The 18,191-nt window shown below is 66.8% G+C and carries 23 protein-coding genes; 9 read left to right on the top strand and 14 right to left on the bottom strand.

All coding sequences use genetic code 11. From position 1 onward, the window contains the following. Nucleotides 1-37: 37 nt before the first annotated feature. The 3 genes from V9E98_01395 to V9E98_01405 form a co-directional block, all read right to left on the bottom strand. Nucleotides 38-226 (bottom strand): hypothetical protein, encoded by a 189-nt coding sequence (locus V9E98_01395; protein ID MEI2715645.1) that lies wholly within the window; start codon nucleotides 224-226, stop codon nucleotides 38-40. After that, nucleotides 216-1,247 (bottom strand): lanthionine synthetase LanC family protein, encoded by a 1,032-nt coding sequence (locus V9E98_01400; protein MEI2715646.1) that lies wholly within the window; start codon nucleotides 1,245-1,247, stop codon nucleotides 216-218. Before V9E98_01400 ends, V9E98_01395 begins: the two co-directional genes overlap by 11 nt. A gap of 71 nt (nucleotides 1,248-1,318) precedes the next feature. Continuing rightward, on the bottom strand, nucleotides 1,319-3,124 hold the full coding sequence (locus V9E98_01405) for a DUF4135 domain-containing protein (GenBank protein ID MEI2715647.1): 1,806 nt from the start codon (nucleotides 3,122-3,124) through the stop codon (nucleotides 1,319-1,321). Between the two features lie 505 nt (nucleotides 3,125-3,629). Here V9E98_01405 and V9E98_01410 point away from each other — a divergent pair. Both V9E98_01410 and V9E98_01415 read left to right on the top strand, forming a co-directional pair. Beyond that, nucleotides 3,630-4,052 (top strand): excalibur calcium-binding domain-containing protein, encoded by a 423-nt coding sequence (locus V9E98_01410; protein ID MEI2715648.1) that lies wholly within the window; start codon nucleotides 3,630-3,632, stop codon nucleotides 4,050-4,052. 91 nt (nucleotides 4,053-4,143) lie between these two features. Next, nucleotides 4,144-4,971 (top strand): matrixin family metalloprotease, encoded by an 828-nt coding sequence (locus tag V9E98_01415; protein ID MEI2715649.1) that lies wholly within the window; start codon nucleotides 4,144-4,146, stop codon nucleotides 4,969-4,971. An 18-nt stretch (nucleotides 4,972-4,989) separates the two neighbouring features. Here the strand turns inward: V9E98_01415 and V9E98_01420 are convergent, their stop codons facing one another. Then, a complete protein-coding gene (locus tag V9E98_01420; protein MEI2715650.1) occupies nucleotides 4,990-5,121 on the bottom strand; it encodes a hypothetical protein in 132 nt (43 codons plus the stop codon). 180 nt (nucleotides 5,122-5,301) lie between these two features. Between V9E98_01420 and V9E98_01425 the strand changes: the two genes are divergently transcribed. From V9E98_01425 to V9E98_01435, 3 genes are all read left to right on the top strand, one after another. After that, the gene (locus V9E98_01425; protein MEI2715651.1) at nucleotides 5,302-5,760 is read left to right on the top strand and encodes an SRPBCC family protein; all 459 of its coding nucleotides are present in this window, start codon (nucleotides 5,302-5,304) and stop codon (nucleotides 5,758-5,760) included. 70 nt (nucleotides 5,761-5,830) lie between these two features. After that, nucleotides 5,831-6,226 (top strand): SRPBCC family protein, encoded by a 396-nt coding sequence (locus V9E98_01430; GenBank protein ID MEI2715652.1) that lies wholly within the window; start codon nucleotides 5,831-5,833, stop codon nucleotides 6,224-6,226. Further along, nucleotides 6,226-7,179: an SDR family NAD(P)-dependent oxidoreductase gene (locus V9E98_01435; GenBank protein MEI2715653.1), complete on the top strand. Its 954-nt coding sequence runs from the start codon at nucleotides 6,226-6,228 to the stop codon at nucleotides 7,177-7,179. Before V9E98_01430 ends, V9E98_01435 begins: the two co-directional genes overlap by 1 nt. Before the next feature lie 64 nt (nucleotides 7,180-7,243). Here V9E98_01435 and V9E98_01440 read toward each other — a convergent pair whose 3' ends face one another. Continuing rightward, nucleotides 7,244-8,080 (bottom strand): alpha/beta hydrolase, encoded by an 837-nt coding sequence (locus V9E98_01440; protein MEI2715654.1) that lies wholly within the window; start codon nucleotides 8,078-8,080, stop codon nucleotides 7,244-7,246. A 168-nt stretch (nucleotides 8,081-8,248) separates the two neighbouring features. On the opposite strand from V9E98_01440, the gene typA reads away from it, so the two are divergent. After that, complete coding sequence (gene typA / locus V9E98_01445) at nucleotides 8,249-10,120, top strand: translational GTPase TypA (protein ID MEI2715655.1); 1,872 nt, start codon at nucleotides 8,249-8,251, stop codon at nucleotides 10,118-10,120. Between the two features lie 352 nt (nucleotides 10,121-10,472). Here typA and V9E98_01450 read toward each other — a convergent pair whose 3' ends face one another. After that, nucleotides 10,473-10,934 carry a hypothetical protein gene (locus V9E98_01450; GenBank protein MEI2715656.1) on the bottom strand — a complete coding sequence of 154 codons (462 nt, stop codon included), beginning with the start codon at nucleotides 10,932-10,934 and terminating at the stop codon, nucleotides 10,473-10,475. A gap of 188 nt (nucleotides 10,935-11,122) precedes the next feature. Next, complete coding sequence (locus V9E98_01455) at nucleotides 11,123-11,461, bottom strand: hypothetical protein (GenBank protein MEI2715657.1); 339 nt, start codon at nucleotides 11,459-11,461, stop codon at nucleotides 11,123-11,125. 22 nt (nucleotides 11,462-11,483) lie between these two features. Here V9E98_01455 and V9E98_01460 point away from each other — a divergent pair, with 22 nt between their 5' ends. Next, complete coding sequence (locus tag V9E98_01460; GenBank protein ID MEI2715658.1) at nucleotides 11,484-12,662, top strand: hypothetical protein; 1,179 nt, start codon at nucleotides 11,484-11,486, stop codon at nucleotides 12,660-12,662. Here the strand turns inward: V9E98_01460 and V9E98_01465 are convergent. Beyond that, nucleotides 12,640-13,332 (bottom strand): hypothetical protein, encoded by a 693-nt coding sequence (locus V9E98_01465; protein MEI2715659.1) that lies wholly within the window; start codon nucleotides 13,330-13,332, stop codon nucleotides 12,640-12,642. The genes V9E98_01460 and V9E98_01465 overlap by 23 nt on opposite strands. Nucleotides 13,333-13,389: 57 nt before the next feature. Continuing rightward, entirely contained in the window at nucleotides 13,390-13,776 is a 387-nt protein-coding gene (locus tag V9E98_01470; GenBank protein MEI2715660.1) for a hypothetical protein, read from the bottom strand. Between V9E98_01470 and V9E98_01475 the strand changes: the two genes are divergently transcribed. After that, a complete protein-coding gene (locus V9E98_01475; GenBank protein ID MEI2715661.1) occupies nucleotides 13,763-14,977 on the top strand; it encodes a glycoside hydrolase family 18 protein in 1,215 nt (404 codons plus the stop codon). The genes V9E98_01470 and V9E98_01475 overlap by 14 nt on opposite strands. Before the next feature lie 5 nt (nucleotides 14,978-14,982). Here the strand turns inward: V9E98_01475 and V9E98_01480 are convergent, their stop codons facing one another. The 3 genes from V9E98_01480 to V9E98_01490 are packed head-to-tail and all read right to left on the bottom strand — an operon-like array spanning nucleotide 14,983 to nucleotide 16,357. After that, nucleotides 14,983-15,480, bottom strand: a complete 498-nt coding sequence (locus tag V9E98_01480) for a YiaA/YiaB family inner membrane protein (protein ID MEI2715662.1) — start codon at nucleotides 15,478-15,480, stop codon at nucleotides 14,983-14,985. Further along, nucleotides 15,477-15,713 carry a helix-turn-helix transcriptional regulator gene (locus tag V9E98_01485; GenBank protein MEI2715663.1) on the bottom strand — a complete coding sequence of 79 codons (237 nt, stop codon included), beginning with the start codon at nucleotides 15,711-15,713 and terminating at the stop codon, nucleotides 15,477-15,479. Before V9E98_01485 ends, V9E98_01480 begins: the two co-directional genes overlap by 4 nt. Nucleotides 15,714-15,715: 2 nt before the next feature. Then, nucleotides 15,716-16,357 (bottom strand): DUF2975 domain-containing protein, encoded by a 642-nt coding sequence (locus tag V9E98_01490; GenBank protein ID MEI2715664.1) that lies wholly within the window; start codon nucleotides 16,355-16,357, stop codon nucleotides 15,716-15,718. Between the two features lie 147 nt (nucleotides 16,358-16,504). On the opposite strand from V9E98_01490, the gene V9E98_01495 reads away from it, so the two are divergent. Further along, nucleotides 16,505-16,969, top strand: coding sequence for a hypothetical protein (locus tag V9E98_01495; GenBank protein ID MEI2715665.1), 465 nt, complete (start codon nucleotides 16,505-16,507; stop codon nucleotides 16,967-16,969). On the opposite strand, the gene V9E98_01500 is transcribed toward V9E98_01495, so the two are convergent. Together V9E98_01500 and V9E98_01505 are read right to left on the bottom strand one after the other, a co-directional pair. Next, complete coding sequence (locus tag V9E98_01500; GenBank protein MEI2715666.1) at nucleotides 16,957-17,904, bottom strand: hypothetical protein; 948 nt, start codon at nucleotides 17,902-17,904, stop codon at nucleotides 16,957-16,959. The genes V9E98_01495 and V9E98_01500 overlap by 13 nt on opposite strands. Then, entirely contained in the window at nucleotides 17,876-18,130 is a 255-nt protein-coding gene (locus tag V9E98_01505) for a DUF2510 domain-containing protein (GenBank protein ID MEI2715667.1), read from the bottom strand. Before V9E98_01505 ends, V9E98_01500 begins: the two co-directional genes overlap by 29 nt. Nucleotides 18,131-18,191: the final 61 nt, after the last annotated feature.

Raw genomic sequence — 18,191 nt, forward strand, 5'->3', positions numbered from 1 at the left:
CGGGCGCGTCCTTCACGCCACGACCTGACTTCGAGCGTTACCGGCCGCTCGGCAGGACGGCCGCGCTCGGTTCACCGGTGGGATGGCCCCACGCCAGAACTGCCGGTAACTGCGGCGCCATCGCCGCCGCCAGGGTGATCACCGGACCGGCCAGTCCCTGGAACAGCCCGATCGGCTGTATCGGCAGTCCCTCAGGGACGCCCAACCGCAGTCGGTCAGCGTTCACTCGCTCGATCACACCATTCACGCAGGCTTCGTAGGTGGCCTTCATGGTGGGATCCACCGTCATCCAGATGCGCAGGATCTCGGCGCGTCCCGTGCTGCCGCAACACAGGTTGTCCCGGGCCTGAACGTCCCGGGTCACCAAGGGCCGCAGGCGCGGCAGGTCCTTCGTCGGGTCCCCGCACAGACAGTCGTGCCAGTGCCAGCCCGGCTGCACCGTTGCACCACCCGGGCCCCGGGCCCGCATCCGGTCCGCGCCGCAGATCGTGCCAGTCACCGAGGGCCGTGTCGAAGCGCCGCGACTCCGCGTCCAGACATCGGGTGACCAGAGACTCATCGCTCGCCCACCCCGCGACACCGGCGGCATCGAGAACTGCCGCCATCCCGGAGTTGCCATGACTGAATCCGTTGACCCCGCGCTGAGTGAGGTACTCACGCACCGCGGTCTCAGTGGTCGCGACGATTGCCTGCGCGATGCCCTGATCGACCGGGATGCCTGCACCTCGCGCTGCCACCAACCCTGCCACCAGGCCTAGAGAACCGGACAGCAAGTCGGCTGCGGGTTGAGGTTCGACACGTTGAGCCAACATGCGAGCCACTGCCTTCCCGACCGGTGCTTCCAGATCAGGCAGCAGGCGGCTCGCCATCGCCCATCCGAACAGCATTCCGCCCACACCGTCCTGCCCGCCGGGTCCCCGCGAGCGCCACCAGCGGCTCGCCAGGTTCGTGGTGGAGGTGAGTTCCCGCGTCAGGAGTTCCCGAGCGCGGTCCGTAGCAGCGGGGTGCTTCAGCGCGAGGCCGGCGGCCGCCAGGGCGACCGCGACACCAGTGGTGCCGTCGTACCAACCCGGGGTGAGCTGTTCGACCCCCCACTGCTCGGGCCCCACTGCCACGAGCCCCACGGGGGCACCGGTCGTGTGACGCAGGATGCGGTCGAGTAGCCGCTCGAGTGCCATTGCGGCGCTTGTGAGGTCCAAAGACGAATCCTGGGGGATCGCCCTCATCGCGGGCACTCGCCATGACATCGGCCCGGGTGTTGGGCGGGGCGAGCCGCAAGCTGGTGACGATGAGTTCTTCTTGGCGCGCCCGTTGCGCGTCATCGAGGGTCGCCAGGCGCCGGAGCGCGCGCTGCTGGGCCGACTCCGCGAGGGGCAGCAGGGGTTCGCCGGTGTCGCTGCGCAGGATGTCGTCGTCTCCCCGGACGGTGAAGAACGGTATGTCGCCGTCCTCCATCTGATCGCGTTCGATGTCCGTGAGTCTCACAGCGCTCCGCCAATCGGCGCGGTCCATCACGAAACGGGCCAGATGCTCCAGATGGATCGACCGATCCAGTCCATGGCCGAACAGTCGCGGGTGCAGCGAGGTCTCGGCGACCCGGGTGTAGGCCCGCGTCATCCGGACCAGGACGCGCACCCGAACGTCCGGCATGTCGCGGAGGGGTCCTGAGATCAACGACTGCCCGTGGACCCGCAGGACCTGCCAGCGCCCGCCGGAATCCCCCGATCAGTTCGGCGGTGTATTCCTGTGCCCTCAGGAGGTGTCCGTCGATGTCCGTCGCGCCGTGAGGAATTCCGGGGGTCATACGAGGAACGAGGCGAGCAGCGTCCGTCTCGGGGTCTTCCCAGGTCAATTCGCGGCGGCTCCACCCCACCCCGGAGCCCCCCAGCGGGGACAGATCCACCGGGCGCCCACCGATCCTGAGCCACCGCGGGAGCAGCAGCGTGTCCAGGACGTTGTCCCTGTGTTGACTGCCCGACTCATCGCGAATCGTGGGCTGCAGGACCGTCTCCGCGTCGACCACCACCGGCCGATCGCCGGCGGCGATCAGGTTCTCGGCGTGGCAGTCTCCACCGCCCAGAACGAACACCAGGGCAGTCAGGGCTCCCGCCCGATGGAAGAACAGCCCGGGATCGCAGGTCGGTGCGGAGGGCACGAACTCCACCCATCCGTGGTCCTTCTCGGCGGCAACTCGGGCAGGCGGTCCGAGGTCCAGGCCGTGGGAGTCCGCCCAGGTCACGACCGCGGACCACAGCAGTTCGGCGGACAGGTCCTTGGGTTTGTAGACCACCCGAGTCCCACTTGGCCCGCCCTGGCCGCTGGCGACGCCCGGCCCGCCGGCGAACTCGAGCACGGTGACGCGTCGACCCCCGTTGTGCGGATCCGACAGGCTGGGAATGACGCCCAGGATTGTGCCGGGGGACGAGCCCGTGATGTCGGCGATGATGTCGCGGTCAGTCACGAAGCGATGCAACAGTTCCGACGTGCCCACGGACCACCTCTGGAGGAGCCGCCCCACCAGGCGGGCGAGGACCGGATACCGAACCCACAACGCAGTCAGGTCGGTGGTCAACAGACTCTGTCGGTATTCCTGCCATCCCGCGGGTTGCTCTCGGAAGTCGGTGTCGACCGCCGTCTGGATGAGTCGGCTCACCTGCTGCCCGAGGTCGCGAGACAGATCCTCCAGTGCCTGTTGGGAGAGCAGCCCCAACGGGGCCCGAGCATCGGCCACCAACTCCCAAGCCCGCGCGATCAGGGGAGCCACCAGCGGCCCCAGGTGGTCACCCGGCTCGGTGGTCGAGCCGTGGGGCAAGTCGGTCAAGACATCCGCCCACGACGTGTCGGCCCAAGCCGTGTCGGCCCAAGCCGTGTCGGCCCAAGCCGTGTCGGGGGGTGGCCATGACATCTCGGTGGCGGGAACCGACTGCTGCAAGCTGGCGACGAAGCGGGCGGGGTCCAGTTCGGTCCACTCGGATAGGCGGCGCCGGAACAGTTCGTCGTCCCCGCGGGTCGCGTTGTCCCGCCAGACCCGGGCCCGCCGGAGGGCGGCGGAATCGGGTTCCGTGGGCTCGACCAGTGGCGTGTCCAGACGCTCGGAGAGGTTCCGGGCCGCGGCGAGGTCCACGGATTCCAGCGTAGGCCGGACTGTCGGAGGTTACGGCGACAATGGATCTCAGCCGACCCAGGCTCGAACCGATCGACCGAACGGAAGAACATGGCGCAGGACGCCGTCCACGGTCACCACCAGGTGATGGTCAAGCGCCGTCGTTCCGTGGTTGTCGCGGCCTGCGCCGCGATTCTCGGGCTCGCGTCGGGTGGGTGCAGTGGCCCGGCGCCGGGCTCGATCCCCGAGCGACCTCAGTCGGACAGGCCTCGGGTCTCCGAGCGCACTGCATCGCCTCGCCCTCCGGGGTCACCTCGCCCGCCGGCATCACCCCGCCCACCGACATCACCCCGCCCGCCCGGTGAGGAGGACCAGCGAGCAGGAGCTGGTGACGACCGACAGGCGGAGCCGACGCAGTCCGTGAAGGGCGTGCGCACCGGGTTCACCGCGGTGGACGGCGACACGATCGCGCGGGGCGCGCTCGACGTTCGGATCATCGGCATCGACACCCCGGAGATCGGGGAGTGTGGCTAGCGCGGCCGCGCGAGCGATCACGGATCGTTTCGTGTCGGGTGGGGTGCGGCTGAACAACCGCAGCGGCCGGGACCAATACGGGCGGCTGCTGGCCTATGCGGTGGACTCCGATGGGCGGGACTTGGGGACAGTTCTGCTGCGTCGCGGTCTGGCCAACGCCCGCTACGACGGGACTGATGGCTACGACTGGCACCCCCGCCAGGACCGGTATCGCCAGATCGACGCCCGGGTGCGTCACGACTGCGGCACCTACGCCGATGGTCTCGGCGGTCCCGAGCCCTTCCAGCGTCAAAGCGGCACTGTGTTCCCGAACTGCGAGACCGCCGTAGGGTCCGGTGCCGCACCCCTGCGGCGTGGAGACCCCGGCTGGAACCCCGAACTGGACGGCGACGGTGACGGCACCGCTTGCGAATGAACCGGCATCCCAAACCCCACACTCACAGATTGAAGCTAAGCCGTGAGCAGGTCGGGTACCGCTCGCGAGCGGGTCGGCGCATGATGGGCGCATGACTGATCGGGGTCGCGGGGGTGTGGGCACACTCGTCATGGTCGCCCTGCTGGTCGGAGCCGTGTTCGCCGGTCACTGGCTGCTCACCACCGGCAGACCGTGGCTGGACGGTGGTCCACTCGCAGATGCCGGCGATGCGATCCGCCGCCAAGTATCGGGATTTCTCAACGGAGATAGACCCCCGCCGGGGGCCGACGCCCAAGAGGACCGCATCCTGCCCAAGGTGCCGATCCCCAGCGATCCTGGGCCTCATCGGTTCACCCGCAGGGCCGACGGAGTGCCGGTCACCTACTCTCCCTGCCGTCGGCTCGAGGTCGTCGTCAATACCCGTGGCGCCCCACCCCAAGCCATGGGCGAAGTACGTGATGCGGTCGATCTGATCAGTCGCTCCACGGGGTTGTCCCTGACAGTCACCGGGCGTACCGGTGAGTCCTACAGCGTCAAACGCAAGCCCTACCAGCCCGAGCGCTACGGCGAGCGGTGGGCGCCCATCCTGATCGCCTGGTCGGGCGATGGCTCCGTGCGGGAATTCGGCGGTGACGCGGTGGGTCTGGGCGGCAGCATGGCGATCGATGTCTTGGGAACCCCGTCGTCGTATGTCACAGGTGCGGTCGCACTGGATCGGGAGTTCTTTGCCGACCCCTCACATCGGAGTTATCTCCACGAGGTCCTGGTGCACGAGTTGGGCCATGTCGTGGGACTCGACCACGTCGCGGACCCCGGTCAGATCATGTGGGAGGGCGGGTTGCACGGGTCGGGTCTCGGCTCCGGAGATCTCGCCGGCCTCGCCAAGGCCGGTCGTGGCCCCTGCACCCCCGACCTGTGACCGGCGGGTGGCGCCCCGTCAGGTCTCCGTGTCTCCGGCGTCTCCGGCGCCTCCGGCGCCTCCGGCGATGATGCGGTAGGCCAGCCACACGGCCAGGCCCGCGATCAGCAGGGCGCTGACGCCCAGCAGCACGTGCATGGCGATCTCCACATGAGCACACTAACCGTCACGAACCAGCCGCAGCTGCGCGCCACCAGTGTGGCGGCCGGGCGACGTCGGGGTCGCTCATCGGTGGTGCGATGGGAGGGTTGTCGTTCGCCGAGAGCGATTCCTGGCACCTCAGGGGGAGGCCGAGTTGCCCATGTGGCCGGTGCCCCGGAGTCTGGAACCATGAGCCAATTGCAGGTCACCGTCCCCGTGAGAGCTCCAGCGGATCAGACCTGGCGCGCCATGATCGATTGGGACAAGCAGAGCGAATGGATGCTCGGTACCACTGTGCGTAGCGTTGGACCGCAGCGCCGTGGTGTGGGTGACCGGCTGGAAGCCTTCACCGGGATCGGTCCGCTGGGCTTCCTCGACACGATGGTGGTGACGGACTGGGTCGATGGGATCGAGGTGACCGTCGATCACACCGGCAAGGTCGTGCGTGGCTCCGGGACATTCCGCGTGGAGCCGGCCGGCCCAGGTCGCAGCGTCGTGGTCTGGATCGAGAATCTCGCGATCCCCGGCGGGCGCGCTGGAGAGGTGCTGTGGCGCCTCACCCGACCGATCAGCCGATGGGCTGTCACCCACTCGTTGCGACGGTTCGCCGCAGACGTGGAGCGCAGCGGCGTCGCTGCGAAGTCGTGAGGGGGAGCAGTGGCTCGATACACCGCGACAGTGCACAGTCCTCAGTCTGCCGACGTCGTGTTCTCCATATCTGAAGGACTTCACCTCAATTGCGGAGTGGGACCCGGGGGTGGCCGAAGCGGAGCTGGTCGCCGGAGAGCCCGGCGAAGTCGGCGCCCGCTACCGGGTCGACACGGTTCTGCTCGGTCGGGTGACCCCACTGGAATACCGCATCGTGGTCGAGGTGACTGCCCCTGACGGCACCAGGCGAGTCGATCTGCGCGCCGAGAACAGCGACTTCATCAGTTACGACGTCATCACGGTCCGCCCGCTGGGCGCCGGCTGCGAAGTGACGTATGACGCAGACCTGGCTCTCAAGGGATTCCGGCGTCCGTTCGATCCGGCCCTGTGGATTCTGTTCCAGGTCATCGGACGTCGGGCCGAACGTGGCCTGCGTCAAGCGGTCAACCACCGGCGTGCAGCCTGATGCTCCGGCAGTTGCTGTCCCGTCCGGTCGACACTGCGCTCGAGGTCTCCGTTGCCGGGAGTTTCAGCCGATTGGGTTTCGAGGCGCGCCGTTGGTTGGACGATTGGTCCCCCGCCGCCGATATGACCGGCAAGTCCGTGATCGTCACGGGTGCCACATCAGGAATCGGAAGAGCTGCGGCGAGCGCATTCGCAACAGCAGGGGCCGAGGTCGCGATCGTGGGCCGCGATCACGATCGACTGCAGCGAGCGGCACGGGCGACCGGAGCCACCGAGACCTATGTCGCCGACCTGGGCGACCTCGCAGCGGTCCGGGACTTCGTCAGGAAGTACCGCGTCGAACACAGCACGCTGGATGTTCTGGTGCACAACGCCGGGGCGCTGGTCTCCGACTATCGCGTGACACCGGAGGGATTCGAGGACACCTACGCCAGCCAGGTGCTCGCACAGCACATCATCACGTCAGGTCTGCTCCCGCTGCTCGTCGCGGCGCACGGTCGCGTCATCGTCGTGTCGTCGGGGGGCATGTACACGCAGCGACTGGATCCCGACACCGTCGAGATGGGGCCGCACGGTTTCGACGGGGTCCGCGCCTATGCGTTGGCCAAACGCGCCCAAGTCACACTCACGCAGGAGTGGGCGCGGCGATTCCCGGATTCTGGTGTCACGTTCCACTCCATGCATCCTGGCTGGGCAGACACACCTGGGGTCCGTACGTCACTGCCCACTTTCCACCGGGTCACCGGTCCGTTCCTGCGGACGGCGGAGCAGGGGGCCGACACCATCGTGTGGTTGGGATCGAGCCCGGAGGCAGTGACCGTCAACGGGAAGTTCTGGCTCGACCGGCGCCCTCGCAGCATCCAGCGGCTCCCCGGCACCGCGCCGGACACGAAGACCGCCGAGGCGATGTGGGACCAGGTGTGTCGACAGACCCAGACCCGTCCGAGCCTCTGACCTGGGCACTGGCTTTGCGGTCCGGGCTTGGCCGACTCAGCCCGGACCGGCTGAGTCTTCCGGGTCAGGGGACGCGGTCGCTGAAGCGATCGAGCAGGCCTTCCACCACGGCATCGGGGGCGGTCTCAGGGATCCAATGACCGATCCCCTGCAGTTGGGTGAAGATGTAGTCGCCCGTGACGTAGTCGGCAGTCGCCTCGGCGCCGGCGCGGCCCAGGGCTGGGTCCCGCTCGCCCCAGATGTACGCGGTCGGGACGGTGATGCGATGCATCTTCAGCGACGGTCTGATCATGTCGCGGGGCATGGCCCGGTACCAGTTCAAGGCTGCGCTCAGTGCGCCCGGCTGACGCATCCGATCGGTGTAGTGGGCCGCCTGGTGAGGAGGCAGGCCCCGCATCAGGGCCCGCCATGCGGGGCCGTCGGGATCCAGGATGCGCTCGCTGATCCAGGGGAGTTGGAACATTCCCATGTACCACGAGCGCAGTCCCTGGGTGCTGGTGATCATGGCATGCTTCATCGCCGCCGGATGGGGGGTCGACAGTACCGACACCGTGCGCACCCGGTCGGGGTACTCCGACGCCACGGCCCACGCGACAAACCCGCCCCAGTCGTGTCCCACGATGTGGGCGTCGTCGGCCTCGATCGCGTCCAGCAGAGCGATGGCATCAGCGGCGGTGCGGGCGGATACATAGTCCTTCGCCGCCGTGGGACGGGCTGCCGGGGAGTAGCCGCGCAGGTTCGGGGCGAGCGTGCGATAGCCCTGTTCCTGGATGGGCTCGACCACGGAGTCCCATGCAGTGGAGTCCTGCGGGAACCCGTGCAGGAAGACCACGGGGTATCCGTCTTCCGGCCCTTCGTCTTTCACATCGAAGACCAGACCGTCGTGAGCATAGGTGCGCATACCCCCAACCTACTGGTGTCCGAGGATCGCTCACCCCCACCTACGTCACCCTCGGCACCGATGTCGACCACCCGCGCCCCGTTTGCTTGTTATCCGGGTGGCATCTCACGCTGCCGATGGGCAAGCCGACGATCGAGGCCTCCCGCGTGAGGGCACTAGACTTCGCCGGTGACGCAACGAACTGATCTGCGCAATGTCGCGATCATCGCCCATGTCGACCACGGCAAGACCACCCTGGTCGACGCCATGTTGTGGCAATCGGGTGCGTTCCGAGAGAACGCGGACATCGCCGATCGTGTGATGGACTCCATGGACCTGGAGCGTGAGAAGGGCATCACGATCCTGGCCAAACAGACCGCCGTACGGTACTCGGGGCCGGGTGCGCCAGAGGGCGGACTCACCATCAACATCATCGACACTCCCGGTCACGCAGACTTCGGGGGGGAGGTCGAACGCGGACTCGAAATGGTCGACGGAGTCCTGCTTCTGGTCGACGCCTCCGAAGGCCCGTTGCCGCAGACACGATTCGTCCTGGGCAAGGCGCTGGCGAAGGGGCTCCCCGTCGTTCTCGTCATCAACAAGGTCGATCGCAGTGACGCCCGGATCGCGGCTGTGCTGGATGAGGTCTATGAGCTGTTCTTCGATCTCGAGGCCACCGAGGATCAGATCGACTTCCCCGTCATCTACGCCAGCGCCAAGGCCGGCCGCGCATCCTTGGCGCAACCCGAGGACGGCGGAATGCCCGACGGTGAGAACTTGGAACCTCTGTTCACCACCTTGGTGCAGACCGTTCCCGCCCCCGAGTACGACGAGACCGGTCCGCTGCAGGCGCACGTCACCAACCTCGATGCGTCCCCGTATCTGGGTCGCCTGGCGGTCTGCCGAGTTCATGCAGGGGAAATCCGCAAGGGGCAGCAGGTCGCCTGGTGCCGGGCTGACGGGAGCATTGAGAACGCCAAGGTCACCGACCTCCTCATGACCCGGGCCCTCGAACGTGTCCCGGTCGACTCCGCGGCTGCCGGTGACATCATCGCGGTCGCGGGACTGCCCGACATCACCATCGGTGAGACCCTGGCCGACCCCGCCGATCCGCGCCCGCTGCCCGTCATCACGGTGGACGAGCCAAGCATCTCGGTGACGATCGGCACCAACACCGCACCCCTGGCCGGCAAGAGCGGCAACAAGATGACGGCCCGGCTGGTGAAGAACCGATTGGACGCCGAGCTCATCGGAAATGTCTCGCTGCGGGTCCTCGAGACCGAGCGCCCCGACGCGTGGGAGGTCCAAGGCCGCGGTGAACTCCAACTCGCCGTCCTGGTCGAGATGATGCGTCGGGAAGGGTTCGAACTCACCGTGGGCAAGCCCGTCGTGGTCACGCGCGAGATCGATGGCACCCTGCACGAACCGATGGAGGAGCTCACTATCGATGTCCCCGAGGATTTCGTGGGGGTCGTCACTCAACTGCTCGGACTGCGCCGGGGTCGCATGAAGCAGATGCACAACCACGGCACCGGATGGGTTCGGCTGGAATACGCGGTTCCCGCCCGTGGGCTCATCGGCTTCCGCACGGAATTCCTCACCGAGACCCGAGGCACCGGGCTGATGCACCATGTGTTCGGCGGCTATGAGCCATGGCACGGGGAATTGCGGACCCGGCCCTCGGGCTCCTTGGTGGCGGACCGACAAGGGACGGTCACCACGTATGCGTGCTTCGGGCTCCAGGAACGCGGCACCTTGTTCGTCGATCCGGGTGCCCAGGTCTACGAGGGCATGATCGTCGGTGAGAACGCTCGGGCCGATGACATGGATGTCAATCCCACCAAGGAGAAGAAGCTCACCAACATCCGATCCTCCACAGGGGACGAACTCGAACGACTGATCCCGGCCCGCCGCTTGTCGCTGGAACAGGCCCTCGAGTTCTGTCGTGAGGACGAGTGCGTCGAGGTCACTCCAGGCGAAGTTCGGCTGCGTAAGACCGAACTGGCGGCGACCGCCCGCGCCCGAGTTGCTGCCCGGCGCAAAGCCCGCGACTCCTCGTAGTCCCCGCGACTCCTGGTAATCGGAGCGACTCCTGGTAGTCGGAGCGACGCCTCGCGAACGGAGCGACGCCTCGTGAACGGAGTAGGCCCGGTCCTCGGTTCCCCTACGGCCTCCGCCGGAGGTTCCCAGCATGGCTGGCGCCCCCAAAGTGCGGGGATCGGGTGACACCGGGGCAATTCGGTTTCCCTGTCCCCCGAACGGACCTACGGTTACCGCACTTCGGTACCGATCCCTCACGGGAGCGCCAGACGAGGTCTCCAACGGAGTGAAGTCCTTCCTGGGTTTGTGGGGTGCCCCGGGATCGGGTGGCAGTTGTCCGCGCGGAGGCGCCTCAGCGAAGAAGTCGATCGGGTTACGGGCGAGAGGACACAGCAGTGCGCAGAATGGGTACCGCGAAGCGGTCCATGGTCGTGGTCATGGGGGCTGCCGTGGTGGCGGCGTCGGCGGTGGTACCAGCGGCTGGCGCGACTTCAGGGGTTGCTGTGTCGTGGACGACGACCAGTGATTGGGGGACGGGGTATTGCGTCGACGCCCGCGTGACCACCGATGCCGCGACGCCTGTGGTGTGGTCTGTTCCCATGGATCGTCCGGGAACTGTCACGTCGGTGTGGAACGCTCGGTTGAGTACCCAGGACGGCGGCACTGTTGCCTCGGGGCAGACGTGGAACTCGTTGGTCTCGAGTGCTGCCCCGGCCTCGTTCGGATTGTGCTTGACGCGTACGGGTGCACCGTCTCCGACGTCGAGTCCGACGCCGACTCCGACGCCGACGCCGACGCCGACTCCGACTCCGACGTCGACCCCGACGCAGACCACCCCCGCGCCGACGCCCGACGCCGACTTCCGACTCCAACCCCGACCTCGACTCCGACGCCGACGGCCGCTCCGGTCGTTGCGAAGACGGAGGTCACGGCGCAGTGGAATACGGGGTACTGCGTCGACGTCACCGTGACCACCGCGACCGCGAGCCCGGTGAGTTGGTCGATTCCGTATGGCGTCAGCGGTCAACTGAACTCGTTGTGGAACGCCAAGACGGCCACCGTCAGCGGATCGTTGCGGTTTGTGGGGGAGTCGTGGAACCGCACGGTCACGGCGGCGACCCCGGCGGTCTTCGGGTACTGCGCCACGGGTAAGGCCCCGAGCCCGACACCGACACCGACACCGACCCCGACCCCGACCCCGACACCGAGCCTGACGCCCACCCCTACTCCAACCCCCACGCCTACCCCGACCAGTTCGGTGACTTCCGCCCCACCTACGAGCTCGCCACCTACGAGCTCGCCGCCCACGAGTACGCCGACTCCGACAGCGCCGAGTGGACTCCCCACGCCCGTGTCATTCACCCCGACGAGTGCAGCGGACGGCGTGATCCACTTTCATCTCAATCTCCCCTTCGGATCGGGCAACGTCGAGCGGCTCACGCTCTCCACGAACCACACGGACCTGATCATTTCCAACTTCGTCGCAGGGGCGCTTCTCGGGCGGCTCGTCGAGGAGAAGGACCCGGAACTGCGCTTCAACAAGGACTACGTGTACGGCGCATTGTTCGCACAACTACTGCAGGAGAACATCGACACGGGCAACTACCAGCAGGGCACCAACTGGATCAACCCGGATGCCGTTGAACGGGGCAGACTGCTGTCCCCCGGCCAGGGCGGCCCCTACCAGATCAACGACTACTCCAAACGGCTGGAGACCGATGCCGGGATCGGGTTGGTCAACTTCGTCGCGCTGCAGAAGGGTCTTGGGTACTCAGTCGAGGATCAGGACTCCGGCGCCCAAACGGCGGCTGTCGGTCCCGAATCGCTTGACGACAAGTACTTCGGCCCGATGGCTGCCGCGTTCTTCCATCTCAACGACTTGAACCGACTCATCATGAACAACGCTGAGTCGTGGGGGCCACAGCATCAGTACTTCGCCACGTGCATGTCCAATCTGCGTGATCCCCGATCCGACGAGTTCAGCTACAACAACCTCGACATGTTGCTGAATGCGGCTTACAACGCCGGGACGTACTCGCGCATCCTGAACGACTACGTCCGCATCTGTGCCCGCCAGTTCGGTACTGGTCCGGAGTCGACCCAGGTCAAGTCCCAGGGCGATTACTCATTGTCCGATACCGCCTATCAGTCCGCGATCGGCACCAGCGAGTCTGCCGGTTCCACGTTCATCCTTTATCCCCGCCAGGTGAGGTTGTATCTGGATCAGATCTACAACTCGCCGCACTTCCCGTCGGCCGCGATCACCGGCGAGAACAGTGTGAGACTGTCCGCCCGCGATATCGGCTACGTCTTCGCCAACTCCATGGGAACCCTGGCCTACGTGGATGACCAGTCGAGGTATCGATACATCGACTGGTCCGACAGTGATGCGGCCTACCACGCCGCGCTCGACTCCTTGGAGCTGACCGAGGGATCAGTTCTCGACATCTCCAAGAAGGCTGATCGCTCGCGGTTCTTCGCTCTGCTCGATGCTTCGATCGACAACGTCGCGAAGCGCTTGAACACAACATTCGGCCAGGTCACCCAAACGACGATCCGCTAGCGCTGACCAGGCCACGCCACGGACCGCAGGAAGGACGAAACATGAGAACCGTGATCGCAGCAACTGTGGGGGCTGCCGTGGTGGCTGCTTCTGTGATCGTTCCGGTGGCGGGGGCTGCTGCGGGGGTTGCTGTGTCGTGGACGACGACCAGTGATTGGGGGACGGGGTATTGCGTCGACGCCCGCGTGACCACCGATGCCGCGACGCCTGTGGTGTGGTCTGTTCCCATGGATCGTCCGGGAACTGTCACGTCGGTGTGGAACGCTCGGTTGAGTACCCAGGACGGCGGCACTGTTGCCTCGGGGCAGACGTGGAACTCGTTGGTCTCGAGTGCTGCCCCGGCCTCGTTCGGATTGTGCTTGACGCGCACGAGTGCACCGTCTCCGACGCCGACTCCGACGCCGACTCCGACGCCGACTCCGACGCCGACTCCGACGCCGTCTCCGACGCCGACTCCGACGCCGACGCCGACTCCGACTCCGACGCCGTCTCCGACGCCGACGCCGACTCCGACTCCGACGTCGACCCCGACGCAGACCACCCCCGCGCCGACGCCCGCGCCGACTTCCACTCCAACCCCGACCTCGACTCCGACGCCGACGGCCGCTCCGGTCGTTGCGAAGACGGAGGTCACGGCGCAGTGGAATACGGGGTACTGCGTCGACGTCACCGTGACCACCGCGACCGCGAGCCCGGTGAGTTGGTCGATTCCGTATGGCGTCAGCGGTCAACTGAACTCGTTGTGGAACGCCAAGACGGCCACCGTCAGCGGATCGTTGCGGTTTGTGGGGGAGTCGTGGAACCGCACGGTCACGGCGGCGACCCCGGCGGTCTTCGGGTACTGCGCCACGGGTAAGGCCCCGAGCCCGACACCGACACCGACCCCGACCCCGACACCGACGCCGACCCCGAGTCCTTCGGTGACGTCTGCCCCGTCGGTGACTGCCACCCCCGCCCCGAGTGAGACGGCGAGTGCCACACCGACTGTCACACCGACACCCACACCGACACCCACACCGACACCCACGGTTTCGCCCTCTCCGACCGTCACACCGCCCCCGACGATCTCTCCGACGGCCCCTGCCGAGGGTCTGCGCCGCGTGGGGTACTTCACCGCGTGGGGCATCTATCAGCGCAACTTCTTCGTCAAGAATCTCGTCACGAGCGGGTCGGCAGCGAAGCTCACTCACATCAACTACGCATTCGGCAACATCAGTCCCTCCGGCGAGTGCTTCATCGTCAACCAGAGTGGCGAGGGTGACGCATGGGCGGATTACGCGCGGTCGTTCCCTGCCGACCAGAGCGTCGACGGCACCGGTGACACCTGGAATCAACCGTTGCGGGGCAACTTCAATCAGTTGCGCGAACTCAAGGCCCAGTACCCGCAGCTGAGGGTCCTCATCAGTCTGGGTGGCTGGACGTGGTCGGACCGCTTCTCAGATGTGGCCCTGACACAGGCATCCCGCGAGAAGTTCGTCCGCTCCTGCGTCGACCTCTATCTGAAGGGCAATCTGCCCCTGTACGACGGAGCGGGTGGCGCGGGTTCCGCCTCCGGTGTGTTCGATGGAATCGACGTCGACTGGGAATACCCGGCGTCACCAGGGCTGGACCCGAGCGCCCATCGTCCCGAGGACTCGCGCAACTACACGTTGCTGATGCAGGAGTTCCGGCGTCAGATGGATGCGTTGTCCACCAGCACTGGCCGCCGCTACGACCTCACCGCTGCGGTGCCGTCGGATCCCGCCAAGATCGCGAAGTTCGAGATCGGTGAGGTGTCGCGGATCCTGGACTTCATCAACATCATGGCCTACGACTTCCGCGGTGCTTGGGATGCGCAGGGTCCGACCAACTTCCACTCGAACCTGTTCCCCGACCCGTCATCGCCTGGGGGCGCGGACTTCAGGGCCTTCAGCGTGGCGACGGCCGTCGATGCCTGGCGAGCCGGAGGGGCGTCCGCCGACAAACTCGTGGTCGGAGTGCCGTTCTACGGGCGAGGCTGGACCGGAGTCGCGGGGGGCGGAGACGGACTGTACCAGGCCGCTGGCCAGCCGGCTCCTGCCACGTATGAGGCGGGCTACGAAGACTTCAAGGTCCTCCGTTCGCTGCCGGGTTACACGTCCTACCGTCACCCGGTCACCAAACAGAGTTGGATCTTCAACGGCAACACGTTCTGGTCGTTCGACGACGCCCAGGTGCTGGCCGACAAGTCCGCCTACATCAAGGCGAATGGCCTCGGGGGCGCGATGATCTGGTCGTTGGACGGTGACAGCGCTGACGGCGCCCTCATGAGTGCTCTGGACGCCGGTCTGGGCTGACCTCGTCACCGGTCCGACCAAGGCTTCACGGCGGCCTTGTCGCGCTCGTTCTTGGCGATCGCCAACGTCGCGTAGGCCGTGAGGGCGAAGGACATGCCCAGCAAGGTCCGGGTGCTGACCGCGAGCGTCGAGTCGAACACCATGTTGTAGGACACCAGAACGAACGGGGCGAGGGCGGCGACGAATGAGAGCCCGTAGAACAACGCGGTGACCGGGATCCCTTCCTGCCGGTCCCGCACGACCTTGCTGACACCCAAGCAGCCGTACAAGCTGAACAGTGCGGCGGTGTAGAGGAAGTAGCGCTCACCGATTGTGATCCCCGCGGCGTACCAGACGGAGTACAGGAACGTGATCGCGCCGAGCGCGAAAGCGAACCATGACACGCCCTGCCAGGCGCCGGTGGGGGGTGGGATTGTGCCGACCCGGACCGGGGCCACGTTCGGCGGGGGGAAATCCGTTGCGGGTGTTGCGGGTACGGACTCGACGGTGTCAGTCGTGTTCATCGGGATTCCTTTCGGTGGGTGCTGCGGTCGGGGGTCATGCTGAACAGGTCGCCGGGTTGGCACTCGAGTGCCTCACACAGGGCGATGAGAGTCGTGAAGCGGATCGCTTTTGCGCGGTTGTTCTTCAGGATGGACAGGTTCACGTGCGTGACGCCCACGCGCTGCGACAACTCCATCACCGTCATGTGGCGCTCGGCCAACAGGTCGTCGAGGTGGCAGATGATCTCGGGCATCCTCAGATCAGTCCCTCGGTGTCTTCCACGATTCGCCGACCCGAGCGGAACGCCCCGGCGAGCACCAGTGTGACCGCGGCCAGCGCGATGGGGATCAAGGAGTAGTAGGGGATGACGGCGATATCCGTCCCGGGTGCCGCGACGCTGGTCAGCCATCGAGCGGTCACATAGTTCACGGTGTCAGCGCCGGCCGAGGCCACCAGGATTGCGAGGGCGATCTGGGTGAAGCGTCGTGCGTGCGATGGATGGAACGGGTCACCCGCCGCGATATTGGCGAGGATCCGCGCCAAGAGGTAGGCGATGCTCGCCAACCCCAGCAACCAGATCGACGTTCCCAGATCGCTCAGCAGACGCAGAGTCAGCGGGACTGAGGACCCGTCCGGCAGTCGGTCGACGAACAGGTTGACGGTCAGCCCATCGTCACCTGTGGGCCGGATCTGCTGGCCGTCGGGCAGGGGGACGGTCATCAAGGCAGTCTCCGATGCCGCTGGTGCCAGGTTCACGGTCGCGACGGCACCGGGCTCGGTGATCTGATGAATGGGCAGTGCGATCGCGATGATGGTGAGCACCGCTGAGCCCACGAGCAGCAGCGCCCCCAACGGCGATGCCAGCCGGGACGTGTCGGATGCGGTGCTGGATGTCATCGCAGCGGCCTCCCTGCATCGGGGTTTCTTATCGAAAAACAATAACATCGAATATCGATAAGTCTTGGGGCGTCACCCGAATGGCGCTGCAGGGACCTCGCATCCTGCTCCCAGCCGATTCCCAGGCTGACAGGGCACGGTGGCCCCATGAATGACGAGCAGTGGCCCGGCCGGGCCGACCATCCGACGGAACCGATCGAGCAGCCAGGTGACGCTCCCCCGCCCGGGTTGCACAGCGACGCGGATTCGGAGCCAGGGGTGAGTGCGGACACAGTCGGAGAGGACTGGCAGCAGCGCTACGAGACCCAGGCCAAGCGCACCAAGATCTTCATGGCCACGACTGTCGCTGCTGCGGCGGCCCTGGTGGGCAGCCTGTTCTTCGCCGCCGCTCAGGCGGGGAACTCCGGAGCCGATCCTTCCCGGTTCGGCAATCCTGGTTTGGGCCGGGGGACGGGCCCTGGAGCCGGTCCTGGGATGGGACGCGGTCCGTCGGATGGTGGACCGCCGGGAATGGGCCATCACGGAGGGTTCGACAACGAGGCGGACTTCGACGACGCGGACTTCGACGACGCGGGCCTCGATGATGACTCGGACCCGGATTACAGCGGCTGACCATCGACCCCGATCGCCCGGTAGCGAGGGTCGACGGTGAGGTCACGCCAGATCGGGACCACCCCGATGTAGGTCAGCGCCGTAACCGCCAGGGTGATCGGCATGGTCAACGCATAGCCGACCAACAACCATGTCGACGAGTCCCCGTCCGGAGTCGCCACAAGGCCGACGGCGATCACGGACAACGGCAGCAGCACGGCGGACACCACGATCTGACCCAGGACCGAGGCGACAATGGCCCACAAGAGGTAGCGCCCGAGAACGGCCCAGAACCGCCCTCGCGTCGCCGTCCAGGTCCAGCGCAGCGCCCCGGGGCCGATCACGACCTGAGCCCCGATCGGGCTGAGCCGCCCGATCAACCACAGGCCGACCGCCACAGCTGCGACGACGCTCGTGAGAGCGAGAAGGACGGCCAGACCAGGGGCGGACCATAGCGCCGCGATCGCGGCTATGAGCCCGACTGCGAGCAGCGCGACGATCGCCGCCACAGCCACGACGTAGCCCACAAGACGCAAGCCGCCTGCAATCGCGGCGGACCACGCATCTGCCAAGCGCACGGATCGCTCTGCCGCCGCATCCATCGCCAGTCGGCTCACGGCGGCGATGTGGCCGCAGGACACCAGAACCGTCATCAGGGCGAGCAACACTGCGATGCCGATCCACGCTCCGGGTGACTGCACACGCAGGAGATGCGCCAGCGCCTGTTCGGCCTGTTCCGCCTGATTCTGGGCACGGCCGGGGTCGGGGTAGCCGTACGGGTTGGGAGTCAGCGCGACCAGCCGGGCGAGTGCCGTGAGATCGACGGTGAGCGTCGTGAGGATCGCCAGCACGGCGACCCAGGCACCCCACAGCACGAGCCCGACCGAGAGGATCTGCCACCACGCCCGAGTCAGGATCCGGCCAACGTCACCGAATAGGGCTGAGACCCGCCTCATACCTGCTGCCGGTGAGGGCTGACGTGTTCGGGCTGTAGGCGCCATGCCGCTGCTCGACCCACTCCGTGGTGGCGGCGGGGGCCGCCGACGCGTCCGGGGTCGTTGCCCCCCAACGCGAGGCTCCCCAATCCGATACCGCGTCTGGGGTCCAGGCGGAACCGTCCCAGTACCGCCGGCCCGCGGGATCGCTCGGATCGGGGTACCAGCCCGGCGTGGGATCACTCACAGATTCAGGCTACGGGCAGCCCCGACGGGCGGATTCGCTCCGCTGGCCGCACCATCGGTAC

The organism is Candidatus Nanopelagicales bacterium, assembly GCA_037045355.1.
Taxonomy (GTDB): Bacteria; Actinomycetota; Actinomycetes; order S36-B12.

Bases quoted from the DNA above. Each gene is read 5' to 3' on its own strand.
- V9E98_01400 (MEI2715646.1), bottom strand. From the start codon at position 1,247: ATGTCATGGCGAGTGCCCGCGATGAGGGCGATCCCCCAGGATTCGTCT.
- V9E98_01415 (MEI2715649.1), top strand. From the start codon at position 4,144: ATGACTGATCGGGGTCGCGGGGGTGTGGGCACACTCGTCATGGTCGCC.
- V9E98_01425 (MEI2715651.1), top strand. From the start codon at position 5,302: ATGAGCCAATTGCAGGTCACCGTCCCCGTGAGAGCTCCAGCGGATCAG.
- V9E98_01435 (MEI2715653.1), top strand. From the start codon at position 6,226: ATGCTCCGGCAGTTGCTGTCCCGTCCGGTCGACACTGCGCTCGAGGTC.
- V9E98_01440 (MEI2715654.1), bottom strand. From the start codon at position 8,080: ATGCGCACCTATGCTCACGACGGTCTGGTCTTCGATGTGAAAGACGAA.
- V9E98_01480 (MEI2715662.1), bottom strand. From the start codon at position 15,480: ATGAACACGACTGACACCGTCGAGTCCGTACCCGCAACACCCGCAACG.
- V9E98_01485 (MEI2715663.1), bottom strand. From the start codon at position 15,713: ATGCCCGAGATCATCTGCCACCTCGACGACCTGTTGGCCGAGCGCCAC.
- V9E98_01490 (MEI2715664.1), bottom strand. From the start codon at position 16,357: ATGACATCCAGCACCGCATCCGACACGTCCCGGCTGGCATCGCCGTTG.
- V9E98_01495 (MEI2715665.1), top strand. From the start codon at position 16,505: ATGAATGACGAGCAGTGGCCCGGCCGGGCCGACCATCCGACGGAACCG.
- V9E98_01500 (MEI2715666.1), bottom strand. From the start codon at position 17,904: ATGAGGCGGGTCTCAGCCCTATTCGGTGACGTTGGCCGGATCCTGACT.